The following is a 16,996-nucleotide window of genomic DNA, read 5'->3' as shown; positions in this document are numbered from 1 at the left end:
TCAGCGCGCCTTCAATCCTTTCGCGGCGAACATATCGATGATCTCCCGCATCCTTTCCGGGGAGGGCGGCTCCGTATCGTAGAGCTCGTACTCGTACCCCAGCTCCCTCCATTTGAACTCGGCGAGCTTGTGGAAGGGGAGGAGCTCGACGAGCTCCACGTTGCGCAGGGTGAGGATGAAATCCGCGAGCGCGCCCAGCATCGCGTCGTCGTCCGTGTAGCCCGGAACCACGACATGCCGTATCCACGCGGGTTTGGCGATATCGGACAGCCATTTCGCAAAACGCATGACAGGCGCAAGCCCGGATCCCGTGAGCGCCTTGTGCGTCTTCTCGTCGATGCTTTTAAGGTCGAGGAGCACAAGGTCGGTCTGCGACACGGCTTCTTCGGCCATTGCAGGGGGGACGCATCCCGAGGTGTCGAGGGCGGTGTGGATCTTGTCTCCGTGGCAAAGCTCGAAGAGCTCCTTCACGAAACGCGGCTGGAGAAGCGGCTCGCCGCCGGTCACCGTGATACCGCCCCCGGCGGAGTGAAAATATGCGCGGTATTTCCTCACCTCCCGGAAAACCTCGAGCGGCGACATCTCGAGGCCCCTCCCGGTTAGCCAGGTGTCGGGATTCTGGCAGTATTTGCAGCGGAACGGGCATCCCTGCATAAAGACGACGAACCGTATTCCCGGGCCGTCGACCGCGCCGAAGGATTCGAATGAATGAATCCTTCCGCGCGTCCCCGGTTTCGGGACTTCAGGAGTGCCGGTGGAAGGTCCGCTTGATGACGTCAAGCTGCTGCTCCCTGGTGAGCTTTATGAAGTTCACCGCGTATCCCGATACCCGGATCGTGAGCTGCGGGTAGAGCTCGGGGTGCTCCATCGCGTCCATGAGCGTCTCCCGGTCGAAGACGTTCACGTTGATATGGTGCCCGCCGCTGTGGAAATACCCGTCGAGCATTCCCACCAGGTTCCCGGTGCGCTCTTCCACGGACTTGCCCAGTGCCTTGGGGATGATCGAAAAGGTATACGATATCCCGTCCTCCGCGTATTCGTACGGGAGCTTCGCGACCGATGCCATGGACGCGATGGCGCCCTTCTGGTCACGCCCGTGCATGGGATTCGCGCCCGGCGCGAAGGGCTCGCCCGCGAGCCTTCCGTCCGGCGTGCTTCCCGTCTTCTTGCCGTACACCACGTTCGAGGTGATGGTGAGAATCGAGAGCGTCGCGGTCGAGTTCCTGTAGGTCTTGTGCTTCTTGAGCTTCATCATGAACCTGCGCACGACGTCTATGGCGATATCGTCCACGCGGTCGTCGTTGTTGCCAAAGGCCGGGTAATCCCCTTCGATGATATAATCGGACACAAGCCCCCGTTCGTTCCTCACCGTCTTCACCCGCGCGTGCCGAATCGCCGACAGGGAATCCGCGACGACCGAGAGCCCCGCGAAGCCGCATGCCGAGGTGCGTATCACATCGCGGTCGTGCAGCGCCATCTGGATGCGCTCATAGGCGTACTTGTCGTGCATGTAGTGGATGATGTTCAGGGTGTTGATGTAGAGCTGCGCGAGCCAGTCGAGGACCTGGTCGTATTTCCGCATAACGTCCTTGTAGTCCAGGTACTCGTCCGTGATGGGCGCGAACTCCGGGCCCACCTGGTCGCCGGACATCTCGTCGCGCCCGCCGTTGATCGCGTAGAGCAGCGCCTTCGCGAGGTTCGCGCGCGCCCCGAAAAACTGCATCTGCTTCCCGATCCTCATCGCCGAGACGCAGCAGGCGATCCCGTAATCGTCGCCGTGCACCGGGCGCATGAGGTCGTCGTTTTCATACTGTATGGCGCTCGTGTCGACCGACACCTGGGCGCAGAATCGCTTGAATCCGTCCGGGAGCTTCTCGGACCAGAGTACGGTGAGGTTGGGCTCCGGAGCGGGGCCCAGGTTGTAGAGCGTCTGGAGAATCCTGAAGCTCGTCTTCGTCACGAGCGTCCTGCCGTCGATCCCCATCCCGCCTATCGATTCCGTGATCCAGACCGGATCACCCGAGAAGAGCTGGTCGTATTCGGGTGTGCGCAGGAAGCGCACGATCCTGAGCTTGATTACAAAGCGGTCGATGATCTCCTGCGCGCCGGCTTCGGTGAGGAGCCCCCGCTCGATGTCGCGCTGCATGTAGATGTCGAAAAAGCTCGTGACCCGTCCCAGCGACATGGCCGCACCGTTCTGTTCCTTCACCGCGGCCAGGTAGCCGAAGTAGGTCCATTGAACCGCCTCGAGCGCGGTTGCCGCCGGTTTGCCGATATCGAGCCCGTACGCGGACGCCATCTGCTTCAATTCGTGGAGCGCCTTGATCTGCTCGGAGAGCTCCTCGCGCAGCCGCACGATGGGGGATTCGATATAATCGTAATCAAGGTGCTTCTTTTCCTTCTGCTTCACCTCGATAAGCCGGTCCACGCCGTACAGGGCGATGCGCCGGTAGTCGCCGATTATGCGGCCCCTGCCGTAGGCGTCCGGGAGCCCGGTGATGATCGCGTTCTTCTTCGCACGCTTCATCTCGTCGGTATAGGCGTCATGTACGGCTTCGTTGTGGGTTTTCCGGTACCGGCTGAATATCTCGGTGATGGCGGGCGCTATCTCGTACCCGTAGGCCTTGAGTCCCTGCGTGGCCATACGGATTCCCCCAAAGGGCATTATCGCGCGCTTCAAGGGCTTCTCGGTCTGGAGCCCGAGGATGATCTCGAGGTCCTTGTCGATGTAGCCTGGCTCGTGGGAGATGATCGATGAGATGACGCTCGTGTCGGCGTCGAGTATGCCCTTCTTTCGTTCTTCCTTTATCAGGTCGCTTATCTTGCCCCAGAGCGCGAGCGTCGATTCGGTGGGACCCTGGAGAAAGGCGCGGTCGCCCTCGAAGGGGATGTAGTTTTTCTGAATGAATTCGCGGACGTTTATTTCGTCCGTCCATTCGCCGGGGGTAAAGCCTGCCCATTCGCGGATTTCGGTACCCTGTTCGTCCTGTACTGCCGGGCTGATCATGTGTGGCGCTCCATTTGACTCGTAGTTATAAAATCTATATAGACTCGTTGCATAACTCAATTTTTTATGGGGTATAAGGGGCGAAGCCCCTTAAAAGCCCCCCGCAGGGGTTTCCTGCGAGCGCGAGACAGCAGTTTCGCAACAAGTCGAATATTTACTTTATTTTAAGTTTAATTTGTATATTCAATCCCTCCGAGCGGTGCTTTCCACTCAGGAAAAAAGCTGGTATGCACCTGCCGGAATCAAATTCAAGCATTAATTTGAAAAAAAGCGAAAAAATCAGGATTCTGTCGCCTCGACGTGGGTTCCGGGGCGGCACAGGAGAATTAATTTAAGAATATACGGAAAAAATATTGACGCCGGCAGGTTCATCGGATATGTTTAACTAAACAGTTAGTTTTAATAACCGGTTGGTTAACTTATGAAGAAAAAATTTCTTGATTCGTATAAATCGCTCCTCTGGATCATGCCGTTCCTGATGGGGCTGCATAACCTGGAGGAGGCGCCGGGTATGGTCGCGTTCTCGGCAAAATACCTTCCCGGCGTGCATTTCGTGACCGGGCCCCAGTTCCACGCGGCGCTGGTAATCGTCACCCTGGGCGGTTTTGCGGCGGTGTATGCATCACTGTATTTTCTCGAAAAGGGATTCTGGGGGCATATGCCGGTGGCCATACAGGCCGTCATGCTCCTGAACGCGCTCTCGCATGTGGGGGCTTCCATTTTGTTCCTGACCCCCGCCCCGGGGGTGTATACCGCGCTCTTGGTAAACATTCCCTTCGCATTGCTGGTCTTCCGGGCCGCGTTCAGGGAACACTATATCGACAGGCGCGGTTTCGCGATCGCGTTCGTATGCGGGGCGGTCGTCTATCTGCCCCTCATCGCGCTTTCGCTCGTCGCGGGCTCGCTGGCGGAAAAATTATTTATGTGACGGGAAGGGAACATGCCAAAGAAAGAAAAAATCGCGACGGAGGACAAGGTGCTGGAGGCCGCACTCCAGGAATTCGCCGGCCACGGATTCGACGGGGCGCGCGTGGATCGGATCGCGGCCCGCGCGAAGGTAAACAAGGCGATGATCTACTATCATTTCAAGAGCAAGGAGGCGCTTTACGAGCGCATCCTGAATAACCTTTTCCAGGGGATTTACGGCTACGTCAAGAGCATCATGCCGAGCGAGGGGAGCCCCCTGGACGCGCTCTACACGATCCTGGAAAATTATATCGTCTACATTCACGGGCTCGATCGCAGTTTCATCCGGGTAATGATCAGGGAGATATCGAGCGGCGGAAAATATTTCCGGAAGGTGGGGATACCGGTACTGCTCACGCCCATGATGGAGCTCATCATCCCGCTCATCGAGCGCTCGAAGGCGGAAGGGCTCATCCGCGATATCAAGCCGTACTACACGATGCTCCAGATCGTGGGGGGCGTCGTCTTTTTCAACCTGTTTCGGATAACGACCGAGGGGGCCGATATTCACGGCGTCCTGTTCCACGAAAATCACCTGCAGGAGTTCAAGGAAAACTTCATGGGAATACTCAAGCATGGAATCGAAAAGAGGGAGGAACCGGCATGAGGGACCGATACAAAATTGCGGCGTTGTGCGCCATCCTCGTCCTGGCGATGGGAACGTTGGCCTCACGTACCCGCGCGGACGAAAGCGCGGCGCCGCAGAAGATATCGCTGGAGGAGGCGCGCCGCGTCGCGCTCGAAAGCAACCGGGATCACCGCATCGCGTCCCTGAAGCTTCGCGAGGCGGAAGAAAGGGTGGGCGGGGTATGGGGCCAGCTCATTCCCGTGCTCGAATCCGAGGCATCCCTCCAGCGCCAGTATGCGGAGAGCGGCGCCATGAGCCTTTCGGACGGACAGTACGACCTGCGCTTCGTGCAGCTAAAATTCGGGATCAACCCGGGCATGTTTTACAACTCGCTACAGCTTTCGCGCAAGGCGCTCATAGTCGCCCGTGAAGAAGCGCGGCGAATCAAGGCGGAGATCGAGTATAACGTGATAAAGAGCTACTTCAATCTGCTGCTCGCGGGGGAAGTGATCACGCTCAGGAAGGAATCGAGGGAACTCTTGAAAAATAACCTCAAGGACGTGGAAAACCTTTTCCGCACGGGAAGCGTTCCCCGGTTCGAGCTCCTGCAGGCGCAGGTGCAGTACCAGGGCCAGGAGCCGCTCCTGCTCGAGGCGGAAAACGCCTGGCGCGTGTGCCTCGACACCTTCAACTACCACCTGGGGGCCGAGGGCGACCGTTACGCGGCGGACGATTCCGTGCTCAAGCGGGACGAGTTTCGCCTCCCGGCCGGGGACGCGCGCGTAAAGACCGGGCGCCTCGTGCGGGCCGGGCTCAAGAACCGTCCGGAGGTGATCCAGTTGCAAAAGAAGCGCGAGATGGCCGAGAACGCGGAAGGCATCCAGGACGCGTACTACCTGTGGCCCACGTTCACGATCGGCGGCTCGTACGGGATGACGAAACTGCTTCCCAATGCGCCCGATTTAGCGATTCAAGTGGGACCGAACACCATTACACCGGACATGTCCTCGATCACCGGCACGAGCGACTGGCAGAACACCTGGCAGGTGCGCGTGGCCGCGACCTACCGCTGGGGCGCGCTCAATCCCTGGGATTCCACGCGGGCCGCGGGGCGGGAGGAGGAGCTCAAGGTGCGGGAGGCCGAGGATGAGCTCGCGAAGATCAGGGCGCTCGTGGGAATATCGGTGAGCGCGAGCTATTCGAGGCTCGTGACCTCCTACCATACCATACGGTCTCAGCGGGAGAACGTGGCGACTGCCGAGGAGGGCCTTCGCATCGCGAAGGAGAGCTACCGCGCCGGCGTCATCAAGAACGCGGAGCTGCTGTCGGCGGAGCTCGCGCTCACGAACGCGCGGACGGGTTACATCAACTCCGTCAACAGCTACTTCACCTCGCTCGCCGAGCTTAAAAGGGAAATCGGCACCGACGACGAGAAAATAATCATGGAGGACGCACAATGAAAAACCGGAAGATCGTACCCATCGTAATCCTGGCCGTGGTCGTAGTATCGGCCATACTCTATTTCGAGGTCTTCCGGCGGCTGGGCGGCGACGGCGGCAGGATCGAGGGCTCCGGTACCATCGAGGTCACCGAGATAGAGATCAGCTCGAAGATCGCGGGAAGGGTGATCGAGCTTCCCTTCGACGAGGGCGCGCGCGCGAAAAAGGGCGAGCTCGTCGCGAAGCTCGACTATGACGAGCTGAACGCGCAGCGGCTTTCCGCCCTCGCGAACTTCACGAACGCCGAGCGGAACCTCGTGCGCGTGCGCGAGCTTTTCGGGTCCGGATCGACCTCAAACCGCGATCTGGATAACGCCGAGACGGCGTACCGCGTTGCGAAGGCCGCCTATGACCTGGTTTCCGCGACGATCGGGAACGCCGTTATCTACGCCCCCATCGAGGGCCACGTGCTCGAGCGCAATCTCGAGGTGGGGGAGATGGCCTTTCCCGGTTCCCCCATCCTTACGCTCGCTGATCTGAAAAACGTCTACATAAAGATATACGTGAACGAAACGAAGCTTGGCTTCGTGAAGCCGGGACAGAAGGCGCACGTGTTCGTCGATTCATTCCCCGGGAAGCCGTTCGAGGGAAAGGTGACCGCAATCTCGAACCGGGCCGAGTTCACCCCCAAGACCATACAGACGAAGGACGAACGGGTGAAGCTCGTCTTCGAGGTCAAGATCGCGATCATGAACCCGGATATCGCCCTCAAGCCCGGGATGCCCGCGGACGCGGTGATATACACGGGGGATGAAAAGTGATCGAGATCGCCAACCTCACGAAGCGCTTCGGCCCCGTCACCGCGGTGGACGGTCTGACCGCGAAGGTGGAGCGGGGGGAGATATTCGGAATCGTGGGACCGGACGGCGCGGGGAAGAGCACGCTTCTAAGACTCATCGCGGCGATACTCACGCCCTCAGGGGGAAGTGTCGCGATTAGCGGGCTGGATTCGCGTACACACGCCCACGAGATCAAGGAGGGACTTGCCTATATGCCGCAACGGTTCGGGCTCTACGAGGACCTCACGGTCGAGGAGAACATCCGGTTCTTCGGAAGGCTCTACGGCGTGACCGGGAAGGAGATTCGCGCGCGCCTGCCGCGGCTCTATGCGTTTTCGAGGCTCGAGCCGTTCAGGGACCGGCTGGCGGGAAAGCTCTCCGGCGGCATGAAGCAGAAACTGGGTCTGGCGTGCTGCCTGGTCCACGCGCCGGGACTCGTGCTGCTGGACGAGCCCACCAACGGCGTCGACCCGGTTTCGCGCCGGGAATTCTGGCGCATACTGTACGACCTGCTGGGCGAGGGCGTGACCATCGTCGTGAGCACCGCCTACCTGGACGAGGCGGAGCGCTGCAACCGGATCGCGCTCATGTACGGCGGCCGGTTCATCGTGACGGGAAGCCCGCGCGCGGTGAAGGCGGGGATAGGAAAGCCCTTCATCGAATTCGTCACCGACGATCCGCGGCGCGCGGAGGAAGCACTCTCGCACATCGACGAGTTCCGCGCGGTGATGATGGCGGGCCGGAGGCTCAGGCTTTTCGTCGATGACGCGCGGAAGGCGGAAAAAGGGATCCGGAAGGCGCTGGCCGCGGGCGGGATAAAGGTCGTTTCGTTCCGCGAGACCACGCCCGGCCTGGAGGACGCGTTTGTGGAAATCATCTCGGGGGGGGTGGCGCCATGAAACTGAACCGTTCGCTCATGCGGATACTGGCCCTCGCGGACAAGGAATGGACGCAGATACGCCGGGACCTGAGGAGCCTGCTCCTTTCGATAGGGATACCCGCGCTGCTCCTGCTTCTCTTTGGCTACGCGCTCACCATGGACGTAAAGCTCGTGAACACCGCGATCCTGGACCAGGACCGGTCCGCGCTCTCGCGCAGGCTCGTGGAGAAGTTCTCCCACACCGAGTACCTGAGCATTCTCCGTTATGCGGAATCGAACCGGGAGGTGGACGAGCTCATAGACTCGGGCGCCATCGTGATGGCGCTCGTCATCCCGCCCGGCTTCGAGAAGCGCTTCCAGTCCGGGAAGCCCGCGGACGTGCAGCTCATCGCGGACGGGTCCGACTCCACCTCGTCCATGGTTTCGATGGGCTACGTGAAGTCCATCATCTTCAATTTCAACCAGGACATGAAGATTGCCGAGCTCAAGCGCGCCGGCCTCACCGACATCCGCGTGCCCGTGGACGTGCGCAGCCGCATCTGGTACAACCCGGAGCTCCAGAGCAAGAATTTCATCGTGCCGGGGCTCATCGCGATCATCATGGCGATCATATCGGCCCTCATCACCTCGCTCACCATCTCGCGCGAGTGGGAGCGGGGCACCATGGAAACCCTGATCACCACCCCGGTGCGGCCCTACGAGGTGTTTATCGGCAAGCTGATACCCTACCTCCTGCTCGGGATGTTCGATATCGTGGTGACCCTCTCGATCGGGTATTTCGTGTTCGGCATTCCCCTGAAGGGGAGCTTCGTGGAGCTGGCCTCGCTCGCGCTCCTGTTCCTCGCCGGGACCTCCGGGCTGGGGATCATGATATCGGCGGCCACGAGGGTGCAGGTGCTTTCCGTGCAGGTCGCGATCATGGTGACCTACCTGCCGTCGTTCATGCTCTCGGGATTCATATTTCCCATCAACAACATGCCGCTCGTGATCCAGGTGATCACCTACGTCATACCCGCGAAGTATCTTATCGCGATCATCAAGGGAATCGCGCTCAAGGGCGTGGGGGCGAGCCTTCTCTGGTCGCAGGTCGTGTTCCTGTTCCTGTTCACCGCGCTGGTCATGGCCGTGAGCATCAAAAAATTCAGACTCACGCTGCCGGAGAAGGGGGGCTGACATGGAACGCTTCGTCCGCGCGGCGATTTTAAAAAGCATGCTCGTCAAGGAATTCAAACAGGTCTTCCGGGACCGGCGCATGGTGGGCGTACTTTTCGCGTCGCCGGTCTTCATGCTTCTCATATTCGGGTACGCCGTCATCACGGACGTCAAGGATATCAGGATGGCCGTGCTCGATCGCGATAGATCCTCCGAGAGCCGGGCGTTCGTGGAAAAATTCACGGCGTCCGGCTACTTTCTCCCCTATGCGTATGCCGATTCTGAGAAAATGCTCGAGAACCTCATGGATACGGGACAGATTGACTTGTTCCTCCACATCGAGGAGGGATTCGAGAAAAACGTGCGCGCGGGGAGGGGGGCCGGTGTGCAGCTTGTCCTGGACGGGTCGGATTCCGTGAGGGCCTCGGTCGCCATGTCCTACGTGAACGCGATCGCGGGGGATTATTCCATGGGATTCCTGGAAAAGAATGTGCGTGCGATGATCGCGGGCCGCGGGGCCGCAGGGGTGCGCTTCAAGCAGCAGGTGGAGCTCAAGGAGCGCGCCCTCTTCAATCCCGACCTCGCCAGCCGCAATTTTTACCTGCCGGGAATACTGGGCCTTCTTATCACGCTCATCAGCATCATGCTCACCTCGATGGCGGTGGTAAAGGAGCGCGAGATAGGCACCATCGAGCAGATTACCGTGTCGCCGCTCCGGCCCGCGGAATTCATCGTGGGCAAGATGCTCCCCTTCGCGATCGTCTCCTTTGTCGACATTATCGTGATCACGATGGTCGCTATCGGCTACTTCGGCGTGCCGTTCAACGGGAGCTTTTTGTTTCTCCTTTTCGCGAGCGCCTTCTTCATCATGTGCAATCTCGCGGTGGGACTTTTCATTTCCACAATATCGCGCACCCAGCAGCAGGCGGTACTCTCCACCTTCCTGTTCTTCCTGCCTGCCATCCTTTTTTCCGGCTTCATGTTTCCCATCTACGCGATGCCGCCGGTGATCCAGGTCGTGACCTTTGCGGACCCGTTGCGCTACTTCATCGATATCATCCGGGGCGTGTTCCTGAAGGGCGTGGGACCCGCGCATCTCTGGCATGACGTCGTCGCGCTCTTCGTGCTGGGCTCGATCATGCTCTTTTTCGCGGTGCGCAGATTTAAAAGGGGGATGGACTGATGAATGCGGTCGAGGTAAGCGGGCTTACAAAGAGGTTCGGGGACTTCACGGCGGTGGACGCGGTGAGCTTCCAGGTCAACAAGGGCGAGATATTCGGGTTCCTGGGCCCCAACGGCGCGGGAAAGAGCACGACCATCAAGATGCTCTGCGGCATCCTCGCGCCCACGGAGGGCAGGGGACGCGTGGGCGGTCACGACATCGTCACGGACCAGGACGCGATCAAGCAGAGCATAGGCTACATGTCGCAGCGCTTCTCGCTCTACGAGGATCTCACGGTGATGGAAAACCTGGAATTTTTCGGGAGCGTGTACGGGCTGTCCGGAAGACGCCTCAAGGAGCGGATGGCGCTCGCGATGGAAATGGCCGATATCGGCGACCGGAAAAATTCGCTCGTGAAGGAACTTCCCGGCGGGGTGAAGCAGCGACTTGCGCTGGGCGGCGCCATCCTGCACGATCCGCCCATGCTCTTCCTTGACGAGCCCACGTCGGGCGTCGACCCGCTCGCGCGGAGAAATTTCTGGGACCTCATCTACAAGTTTTCCGGCGAGGGCAAGACCGTCTTCGTGACTACGCATTACATGGACGAGGCGGAGCACTGCGACCGCATCGCGCTCATCATCGCCGGGAAGATCATAGAGCTCGATTCCCCGCAGGCCCTCAAGGACGGGCTCGGATACGGCGTGTTCGCGCTGAGCGCCGATAATTTCATCGATATCTTCGACGCCGTCTCGCGGCTCCCCTATGTGAAAGAAGCAGCGATCTTCGGGAGCGATATTCACCTGCTCTGCGAGAAGGGATTTCCCCTTGAAAAGGAGCTTCGGCGCTTCATGAAGGAGCGCGGGCTGCGGGGGTTTACCATCGAGCGCGTGGAGCCGAGCCTGGAGGATGTGTTCGTGACGAACGCGAGGAAGCTTGGGGTTTAGGCGGGAGGCGATCAGCGTCCACGCTTTTGAATCTCCCTGAGCACCCTGACGTCCCACTGGTCTATTTCCCTGAGGGTGTCCTTGCTTTTTATCAGGGAGTCAAGTCCTAAAAAAGGAATATCGACGCCATCGATTACGCGATGCCGGATATCCGATTGCGCTCCGGAATAATCCATTGTCCACGCCTTAATGCTGAAATCGACCTCGATGTCGTCCGCGACTTTCAGAACCACGTTATCGCGTATGTCCGCCACGATTATCTCATCATTGATGGAAGGAAAGATCTCGCGGATGCAGAGAATGGCTTTTTCAAGGTTCTCCGTTTCGTCCAGGAGGAGTATGTCTATGTCCTCCGTCATACGGACGTGGCCGTTGAGCGCGCACGCGTATCCCCCGGCCACGACATAGACCACGCCATGGCGGTTCAGGATGGCGCAGATATCCGCCAGACGGCTTTGATCTATCATAGGCCCCGGGCCGCCCTTGTAATGCAGAATTTATAGAGATCATCCCATGTTCTGAATCGCATCACCATGCGCTTCTTCTTTACCGGGGGTCGAAGCAATTCGGCCTCGCGCACAAGCTCTTCCAGCCGGCGCAGGTTTTCCTCCGGGGTCCGGATTTTTTTCCGTCCGATCGTTTTCATCGGATTAATTTATCCCGAACAGGGACTCATGTCAAGTTATTAGGGCGGGAAGCCCCGGAAGATTCGCCGCGCGCCTATCGATCAACGGATTTTTCGACGGAAACCGATTTCACCTTCAGGTGATAGTACTCCCCCTCACGCCCCTGCGTGAACCCGCCGTCGGTCGATTCGGTCCGCTTTTCCACGATACCCGTCACGGTGACGGTCTTGCCCCGGTAGTCCTCTAGCTCGAAGGCCGTGATCCAGTAATTTCCCAGCGAGGGGTATTTCGTGTTCGATACCGTACCTGTCACCTCGATGCAGGAACCCACATGGCGCTCCAGGTTCTCCCCTACCGTGACGACCGTGCATCGGGCGGAGTTATCCCCCGGGAGGGTCCCGGCGAAGCATGCGAGGAGGAGCGACGTCATCAGAAGAAGGGGGGTGGCCGATATACTTTTCATGGTCGCATCGAACCTCTCAAGAGAATGGGACGGGCGAACAGCACGCCGGCCGCGAATTCGATCGCAAGCCCTCCCGCGGCGCTCAATTTTTTCCCCATACGCGCTTTTCCTTGAATCGAAAATATCCGGAGCCCTCTTCGTTTCGAATCGCCTCGGCCTCCGTGCCGAAATACTTCGCGCGAATTTCATCGAGCCTGGATTCCGGCACGGTTCCCTTGTATTCCTCCTCCAGCCGGGCGCGCGCGCTCATGTATGCGCTGCCGGCGTCCCAGCGCGTGTCCCTGGAACGGTCGAGCTCTTCCCAGCGTCCCAGCGCCGCCTCGTCCATGTCCATGGATTTACGCACCTCCCGGAGGTTGCGCGCCCTTTCATCCGGCGGCATCGCGGAAAGCCCGGCCTGCACCGATTCCATGCCCAGGAACCGGTCCATCACCTCCTGCTGGTGCGTCCTCACGAATCCTGGCGCCGCCTCCTCGTACGCGGACGAAATGCTTCCCTTGTACATCGAAAGCTTGTCCAGGATGCTGCCGCCCGCCTTGTCGATCTTTTCCATCGCATCGAGGATGGAATCGTTGCGGATCTCGCCCGCCCATATCTCCTCCGCGAGCGCGTCGCCGAACAGGGCCTTCCGCTTTTCCCAGAGGAGGCGCTTCCTTTCCTTATTCGATAATCCCTTGAGATCGGTCTCGTTGTTCTGGAGCCAGGTCTGGTATTTGTAATAGTTTTCGAACAGCGCGAACATCTCGTCGGCGAGGTCGGGAAACGCGGCGATCAGGTATTCCTGCAGGCAGGCGATCCAGCCGTCGGCATCCTGTTCCCTGCAGTGGCGCATGAGCAGATCGAGCACCCTCACCTGGGTGTGCGCGTGCGCGATCTTCCTGCCGAAGCGCTGGCGCAGATACGCGACCTGCTCCTCGAAGCTCAGGGGCCCCCCTCCCGCGCGCTCGAGATCGGCGAAGCGGATCCCCGCGATGACACGCTCGTCGAACTGCCGCACGCGCACGGGGTCCTTCTTCCTCTTGCTGATCTCGTCGGCCGAGGGATCGTTCCTGCCGAAGATCACGATGGCGACGACGGCGGCGGCGACGATCCCGGCGGCGGTCAGAATTCCTGTTTTCATCTTCATCGGTTTCACCTGGTGTGCCGGTACGGCGGCATGTCCGATATTTTCCCCGGGTTGAAGTTGCCGTCAACCCGCGGGAAAAGCCTGCGTGATGGGGCGCGCCTGTAAACTAAAATTTAAATCGGCGCACGGCAATGAAAAAGCCGCCCGAAAGCGGCTTGTTCACGTCGTCGGGTCCGATACGCGTACGTCAGTCGAAGCTCGCGATGTAGTTGATGATCGCCGCGTAAAACTCGGGTTCGTCGAATGTATCGGGCCCCAGGCCTATGACGTCGGCGTGGTCCTGATTCACCCTGCTTTCCTGACTGGTCATCTGCGCGGACGTGGGATAGTTTATCGACCCCACATATCCCAGGTTCGCGTTCGTCGAGATGCTGTCGAATCCGAATAAATTCTCCGTGTAGGTGAGCCGGTATCCCATCTGCTGGGAATTGATGCCCACCAGTCCGTCGTCGTCCGGACCGGACGCGACGCCGTTGCCCTTACCGGCCGCGCCGTCGTTGTCGCAGTCGTCCGTGCAGTATCCGTCGCCGTCGATATCGAAGAATCCCTCGCTCAGGAGATAGAGGGCCGGGTTTACGCTCAACCCGTCCTGTCCGGTGATTATCGACGCATAACGGTACGCGTAGGTGGAGCTTACGGGATAGTTGGTATTAAAAACCTTAAGGCCCGTGGTCACGCCGTCGCTCGCGCTGTAGTCGTTATACACGAGGGATTTCAGGGAAGCGTAGGCGTCGTTGCCCGGTGCGTAGACGATATCGCCGTAGATCTCCATGAGCGCGGAAAGGACGCTGGTGACGCCGGGCTTCTGGTCCAGGATGTACTTGGCGACGGGCGATCCGCGGTGCGGTGAGGATACGCTCACGATTACCCGGACGACCTGCGCGCCCTTCCTCTGGTAGAGAAGCTTCGCGGCCTTGCGCGCGTCGATGCCGCCCTGGGAATGACCCACGATGTTAATCTTGCTCGCCCCGACCGTCGCCATGTAGCTTTCGATCTGGTCGGCAAGCTGCGTTCCGCGAACCTCGGAGGACTGGAAGGGCGTGACCGACGCGGCGAGGGTCAGCTGGTTGGAATCGATGTCCTCGTTGCAGCCTATTTCCAGGAACTGGCAGGTGTCGCCCACCCACACGCCGCTGTCGTCGGCGAAATAGAAATGGCCGAGGATATCGTCGAAACCGCCCATGCCGTGCGCGAACACGACCGGGTAGGTGCTCTTGGCGGCCCCCGCGAACGCGATCCCGCCTGCGGCGAACATCATCACAAACACAAGTATCAGAATCCTCTTCATCGTACCTGTCCTCCTGGAGCCCAATCTTTCTATATGCCATCCCATGGTCGCGGGATGCTTCTACATAAAAGCCTGGATGGGCTTGTGTCAATTAAAAAAATCCGGTTGGACGGTATTAATTTTGGACAAGGATCAAACGTCAAATAAACCGGTTTTAATGATCAGGGACTAGCCATCGCCGGGGTAAGGTGTCCGAATGATTGCATTCGCTCGATTCTCCGAAGGAGTGGACTTTTCCCATTGAAAACCCTATGGTAGAAATATCATGAGTGCTTACCGCCGGGGATTCGACATGGATGCGATACACTTCAGGCAATGTCCCGCTTTCGGGGGCAGGTTCGGTCTTATTGTAATCATCATGGTGCTTGCGATGTGTAATTCGCAGGGGCAGGGCGAACGGAACCCAGGGAAAGCCTCGGAACGTTTACCGGTTGAGGCGCCTGGTAAAGAAGGTTTCGGCCTGACGGCCGCCGATACGGCCTTCCTGCTTAAAATAGCCCGCGGGAACATCGTATCGTACATGGAAAAGGGAACCGGAATCCAGATAGCTCCGGACGATGTACCCGAACCCTGTAAAAAGCCCGCGGGCGTATTCGTGACCCTCGCGAAAAACGGCGCCTTCCGCGCCTGCATGGGGACGCTCTTCCCCGAGGCGCCCCTCTACCGCGCGGTGCTCGATGCCGCGTACCGGGCCGCCTTCCAGGACTGGCGCATCGGTCCCCTTGCCGCGGCGGAACTTCAAGAAATCGTCATCGACATCGCGGTGATCACGCCGCATACGCCCATAGCGTCGATCGATGAAATCGTTATTGGCAGGGACGGGATCGTGGTGGAGTACAACGGGCAGTACGGCATATTCCTGCCGGAGGTCGCATCGGCGCGCGGCTACTCGCGCGAGGAATTTCTCATCTGGGCCTGCCGGAAAGCCGGGCTTCCCGACTACATGTGGCGGCAGGGGGCGCGCGTGTCCACCTTTCGCACGTTCAGCTTCGCGGAAGGCGGTGCGCGTCACTAGGCGGCGTCAGTCGAGGTTGAGTTTTGCCTTGCAGTTCGCCTTGATATCGGCGCCGCAGGCGTCCGTGAACTGCTTATGCATAAGCTTACCTAACGTTCCGAGGCCGGTCCTTTCAGATACGCCTCGATGTCCAATCCCGGGCCTTCCGCGGAAATGGTCTCCATCTGCGCCATCTCCTCGTCGGCCACCGGCGCTTCGAGGAGGTGCTCCGGCAGGAATGCCGCGTTTGCGACGAGGGTGGGGATTACCGCGCTCCCGATGATCACCGCGACCAGCAGCGAATACTGTTCCGCAGTGACGATGCCGTGCGTCAGTCCGTACAGCGCACTTATCGTGCCGAAGGTGAGCCCGGTCGACATGAGCAGCGTGTAGTACCAGCGCTCACGCGCGCTCTCCTTGAATATCCCGATCACGGGATAGAGGCAGAACACCTTGGAGATGATCTTCCCGGCGAGGAGCGCGAGGAACACCCCCGGTGCGGCAGCGACCGCGGGCAGGGAGACGAGCGCGCCCGCGCGCAGAAAGTAGAATGGCGTGAGGAAGCCTATCGTGAGCGTGCGAAGCCTTCGGACGAAGAGCTCGTCCTTCTTGATGGTCGCCGACAGCACCATCCCGGCGATGTACGCGGGAAGCACGGCCTCGCTCCCCGCCCACAGCGCCAGCGCGCCCATGCCGAACACGATGAAAAGCACCCACTTGGTGCGTATCGCCGCGGTCCCGTAGCCGTAAATCCTGATGAGCCTGCGCGTCACGCGGGGGAGGACGAGAAACGCCGCCGCCGATGCGAGCGCGAAGACGAGCATCCTGTGATCCAGGGGCGCGAAAATGAGCGAGAGCGCGATCACCGATCCTATATCATTGACGAAGCTTGCACCGATTATGCCCTTTCCGTAGCTGGTCTTGTTGAACCCGTACTCGATCATGACCGAGTAGATCACCGCCATGGAGGTGGCAGCCAGCGCGACCCCCGCAAGCAGGCTCGCCCGCGTGTCCCATCCCAGGAGGTAATGTGCGATCGCCGCGCAGCCGAGGAACGGGGCGAAAAAGCCAATGGTTCCCACGAGGGAAATCTCCCTGGATTTTTCCCGCAGGGACGCGGGGTCCAGCTCCATCCCCGCGAGGAAGGTGAGCAGCACTGCCCCGGAGCCCGCGACGAATTTCAACCAGTCCGCATTCGGCCTGAGGATATCGGGGTCCAGGAAGCGCGCGGCGGCGTACCCTGCCGCGGCGCCCACGCATATCTCCATGAGGGCCATGGAGATTTTCAACCGGTTGGCAAGTATCGTCGAGAGCACGGCAAGGGCGAGCCACACGGTGGCAATGGTGAACATGTCGAGCATGGGGTTCTCCGGAAAAATGAAAATCCGCCGGGCGGCGGATCGTGTGCATCTGCATGACCCTGCCGCCTTCGTGTCGGCAGGCCAGCCGTATTTGTGCATCCTGCACCGGACTGGCACGCCGCCTTCGTGTCGGCAGGCCAGCCGTATTTGTGCATCCTGCACCGGACTGGCACGCCGCCTT

Annotated in this window: 17 protein-coding genes; 9 read left to right on the top strand and 8 right to left on the bottom strand. The window is 59.8% G+C overall.

Annotated features, from left to right (window positions below):
- A complete protein-coding gene (pflA, locus tag EPN93_13455) occupies positions 1–780 on the bottom strand; it encodes a pyruvate formate lyase-activating protein (protein ID TAL33621.1) in 780 nt (259 codons plus the stop codon).
- The gene (gene pflB / locus EPN93_13450; protein TAL33620.1) at positions 743–3,007 is read right to left on the bottom strand and encodes a formate C-acetyltransferase; all 2,265 of its coding nucleotides are present in this window, start codon (positions 3,005–3,007) and stop codon (positions 743–745) included. The genes pflA and pflB overlap by 38 nt, the downstream gene beginning before the upstream one ends.
- 421 nt (positions 3,008–3,428) lie before the next feature.
- Here pflB and EPN93_13445 point away from each other — a divergent pair, with 421 nt between their 5' ends.
- Genes EPN93_13445 through EPN93_13410 form a run of 8 tightly spaced genes read left to right on the top strand, consistent with a single transcriptional unit; the run spans position 3,429 to position 10,957 of the window.
- On the top strand, positions 3,429–3,935 hold the full coding sequence (locus tag EPN93_13445) for an HXXEE domain-containing protein (protein ID TAL33619.1): 507 nt from the start codon (positions 3,429–3,431) through the stop codon (positions 3,933–3,935).
- Between the two features lie 12 nt (positions 3,936–3,947).
- Positions 3,948–4,580, top strand: a complete 633-nt coding sequence (locus EPN93_13440) for a TetR/AcrR family transcriptional regulator (protein ID TAL33618.1) — start codon at positions 3,948–3,950, stop codon at positions 4,578–4,580.
- The gene (locus EPN93_13435; protein ID TAL33617.1) at positions 4,577–6,001 is read left to right on the top strand and encodes a TolC family protein; all 1,425 of its coding nucleotides are present in this window, start codon (positions 4,577–4,579) and stop codon (positions 5,999–6,001) included. The genes EPN93_13440 and EPN93_13435 overlap by 4 nt, the downstream gene beginning before the upstream one ends.
- The gene (locus tag EPN93_13430) at positions 5,998–6,801 is read left to right on the top strand and encodes an efflux RND transporter periplasmic adaptor subunit (protein ID TAL33616.1); all 804 of its coding nucleotides are present in this window, start codon (positions 5,998–6,000) and stop codon (positions 6,799–6,801) included. The genes EPN93_13435 and EPN93_13430 overlap by 4 nt, the downstream gene beginning before the upstream one ends.
- Positions 6,798–7,718, top strand: coding sequence for an ABC transporter ATP-binding protein (locus EPN93_13425; protein TAL33615.1), 921 nt, complete (start codon positions 6,798–6,800; stop codon positions 7,716–7,718). The genes EPN93_13430 and EPN93_13425 overlap by 4 nt, the downstream gene beginning before the upstream one ends.
- Positions 7,715–8,872, top strand: coding sequence for an ABC transporter permease (locus tag EPN93_13420; GenBank protein ID TAL33614.1), 1,158 nt, complete (start codon positions 7,715–7,717; stop codon positions 8,870–8,872). Before EPN93_13425 ends, EPN93_13420 begins: the two co-directional genes overlap by 4 nt.
- Before the next feature lies 1 nt (position 8,873).
- The gene (locus EPN93_13415; protein ID TAL33613.1) at positions 8,874–10,034 is read left to right on the top strand and encodes an ABC transporter permease; all 1,161 of its coding nucleotides are present in this window, start codon (positions 8,874–8,876) and stop codon (positions 10,032–10,034) included.
- Positions 10,034–10,957: an ABC transporter ATP-binding protein gene (locus EPN93_13410; GenBank protein ID TAL33612.1), complete on the top strand. Its 924-nt coding sequence runs from the start codon at positions 10,034–10,036 to the stop codon at positions 10,955–10,957. The genes EPN93_13415 and EPN93_13410 overlap by 1 nt, the downstream gene beginning before the upstream one ends.
- A gap of 11 nt (positions 10,958–10,968) precedes the next feature.
- On the opposite strand, the gene EPN93_13405 is transcribed toward EPN93_13410, so the two are convergent.
- From EPN93_13405 to EPN93_13385, 5 genes are all read right to left on the bottom strand, one after another.
- On the bottom strand, positions 10,969–11,424 hold the full coding sequence (locus EPN93_13405) for a hypothetical protein (protein TAL33611.1): 456 nt from the start codon (positions 11,422–11,424) through the stop codon (positions 10,969–10,971).
- Complete coding sequence (locus tag EPN93_13400; GenBank protein TAL33610.1) at positions 11,421–11,603, bottom strand: hypothetical protein; 183 nt, start codon at positions 11,601–11,603, stop codon at positions 11,421–11,423. Before EPN93_13400 ends, EPN93_13405 begins: the two co-directional genes overlap by 4 nt.
- Before the next feature lie 74 nt (positions 11,604–11,677).
- Positions 11,678–12,046, bottom strand: a complete 369-nt coding sequence (locus EPN93_13395; GenBank protein ID TAL33609.1) for a hypothetical protein — start codon at positions 12,044–12,046, stop codon at positions 11,678–11,680.
- A gap of 82 nt (positions 12,047–12,128) precedes the next feature.
- Positions 12,129–13,172, bottom strand: coding sequence for a hypothetical protein (locus EPN93_13390; protein ID TAL33608.1), 1,044 nt, complete (start codon positions 13,170–13,172; stop codon positions 12,129–12,131).
- Positions 13,173–13,359: 187 nt separating this feature from the next.
- Positions 13,360–14,460: an acetyltransferase gene (locus tag EPN93_13385; GenBank protein TAL33607.1), complete on the bottom strand. Its 1,101-nt coding sequence runs from the start codon at positions 14,458–14,460 to the stop codon at positions 13,360–13,362.
- Between the two features lie 265 nt (positions 14,461–14,725).
- Here EPN93_13385 and amrA point away from each other — a divergent pair, with 265 nt between their 5' ends.
- A complete protein-coding gene (gene amrA / locus EPN93_13380) occupies positions 14,726–15,475 on the top strand; it encodes an AmmeMemoRadiSam system protein A (protein ID TAL33606.1) in 750 nt (249 codons plus the stop codon).
- Positions 15,476–15,564: 89 nt separating this feature from the next.
- On the opposite strand, the gene EPN93_13375 is transcribed toward amrA, so the two are convergent.
- A complete protein-coding gene (locus EPN93_13375) occupies positions 15,565–16,815 on the bottom strand; it encodes a cation:proton antiporter (protein ID TAL33605.1) in 1,251 nt (416 codons plus the stop codon).
- Positions 16,816–16,996: the final 181 nt, after the last annotated feature.

This window comes from Spirochaetota bacterium (assembly GCA_004297825.1).
In the GTDB taxonomy this organism is placed as follows: domain Bacteria; phylum Spirochaetota; class UBA4802; order UBA4802; family UBA5368; genus FW300-bin19.
The sequence above is the reverse complement of the archived record's forward strand: the minus strand, read 5'-3'. Positions and strand labels throughout refer to the sequence as shown.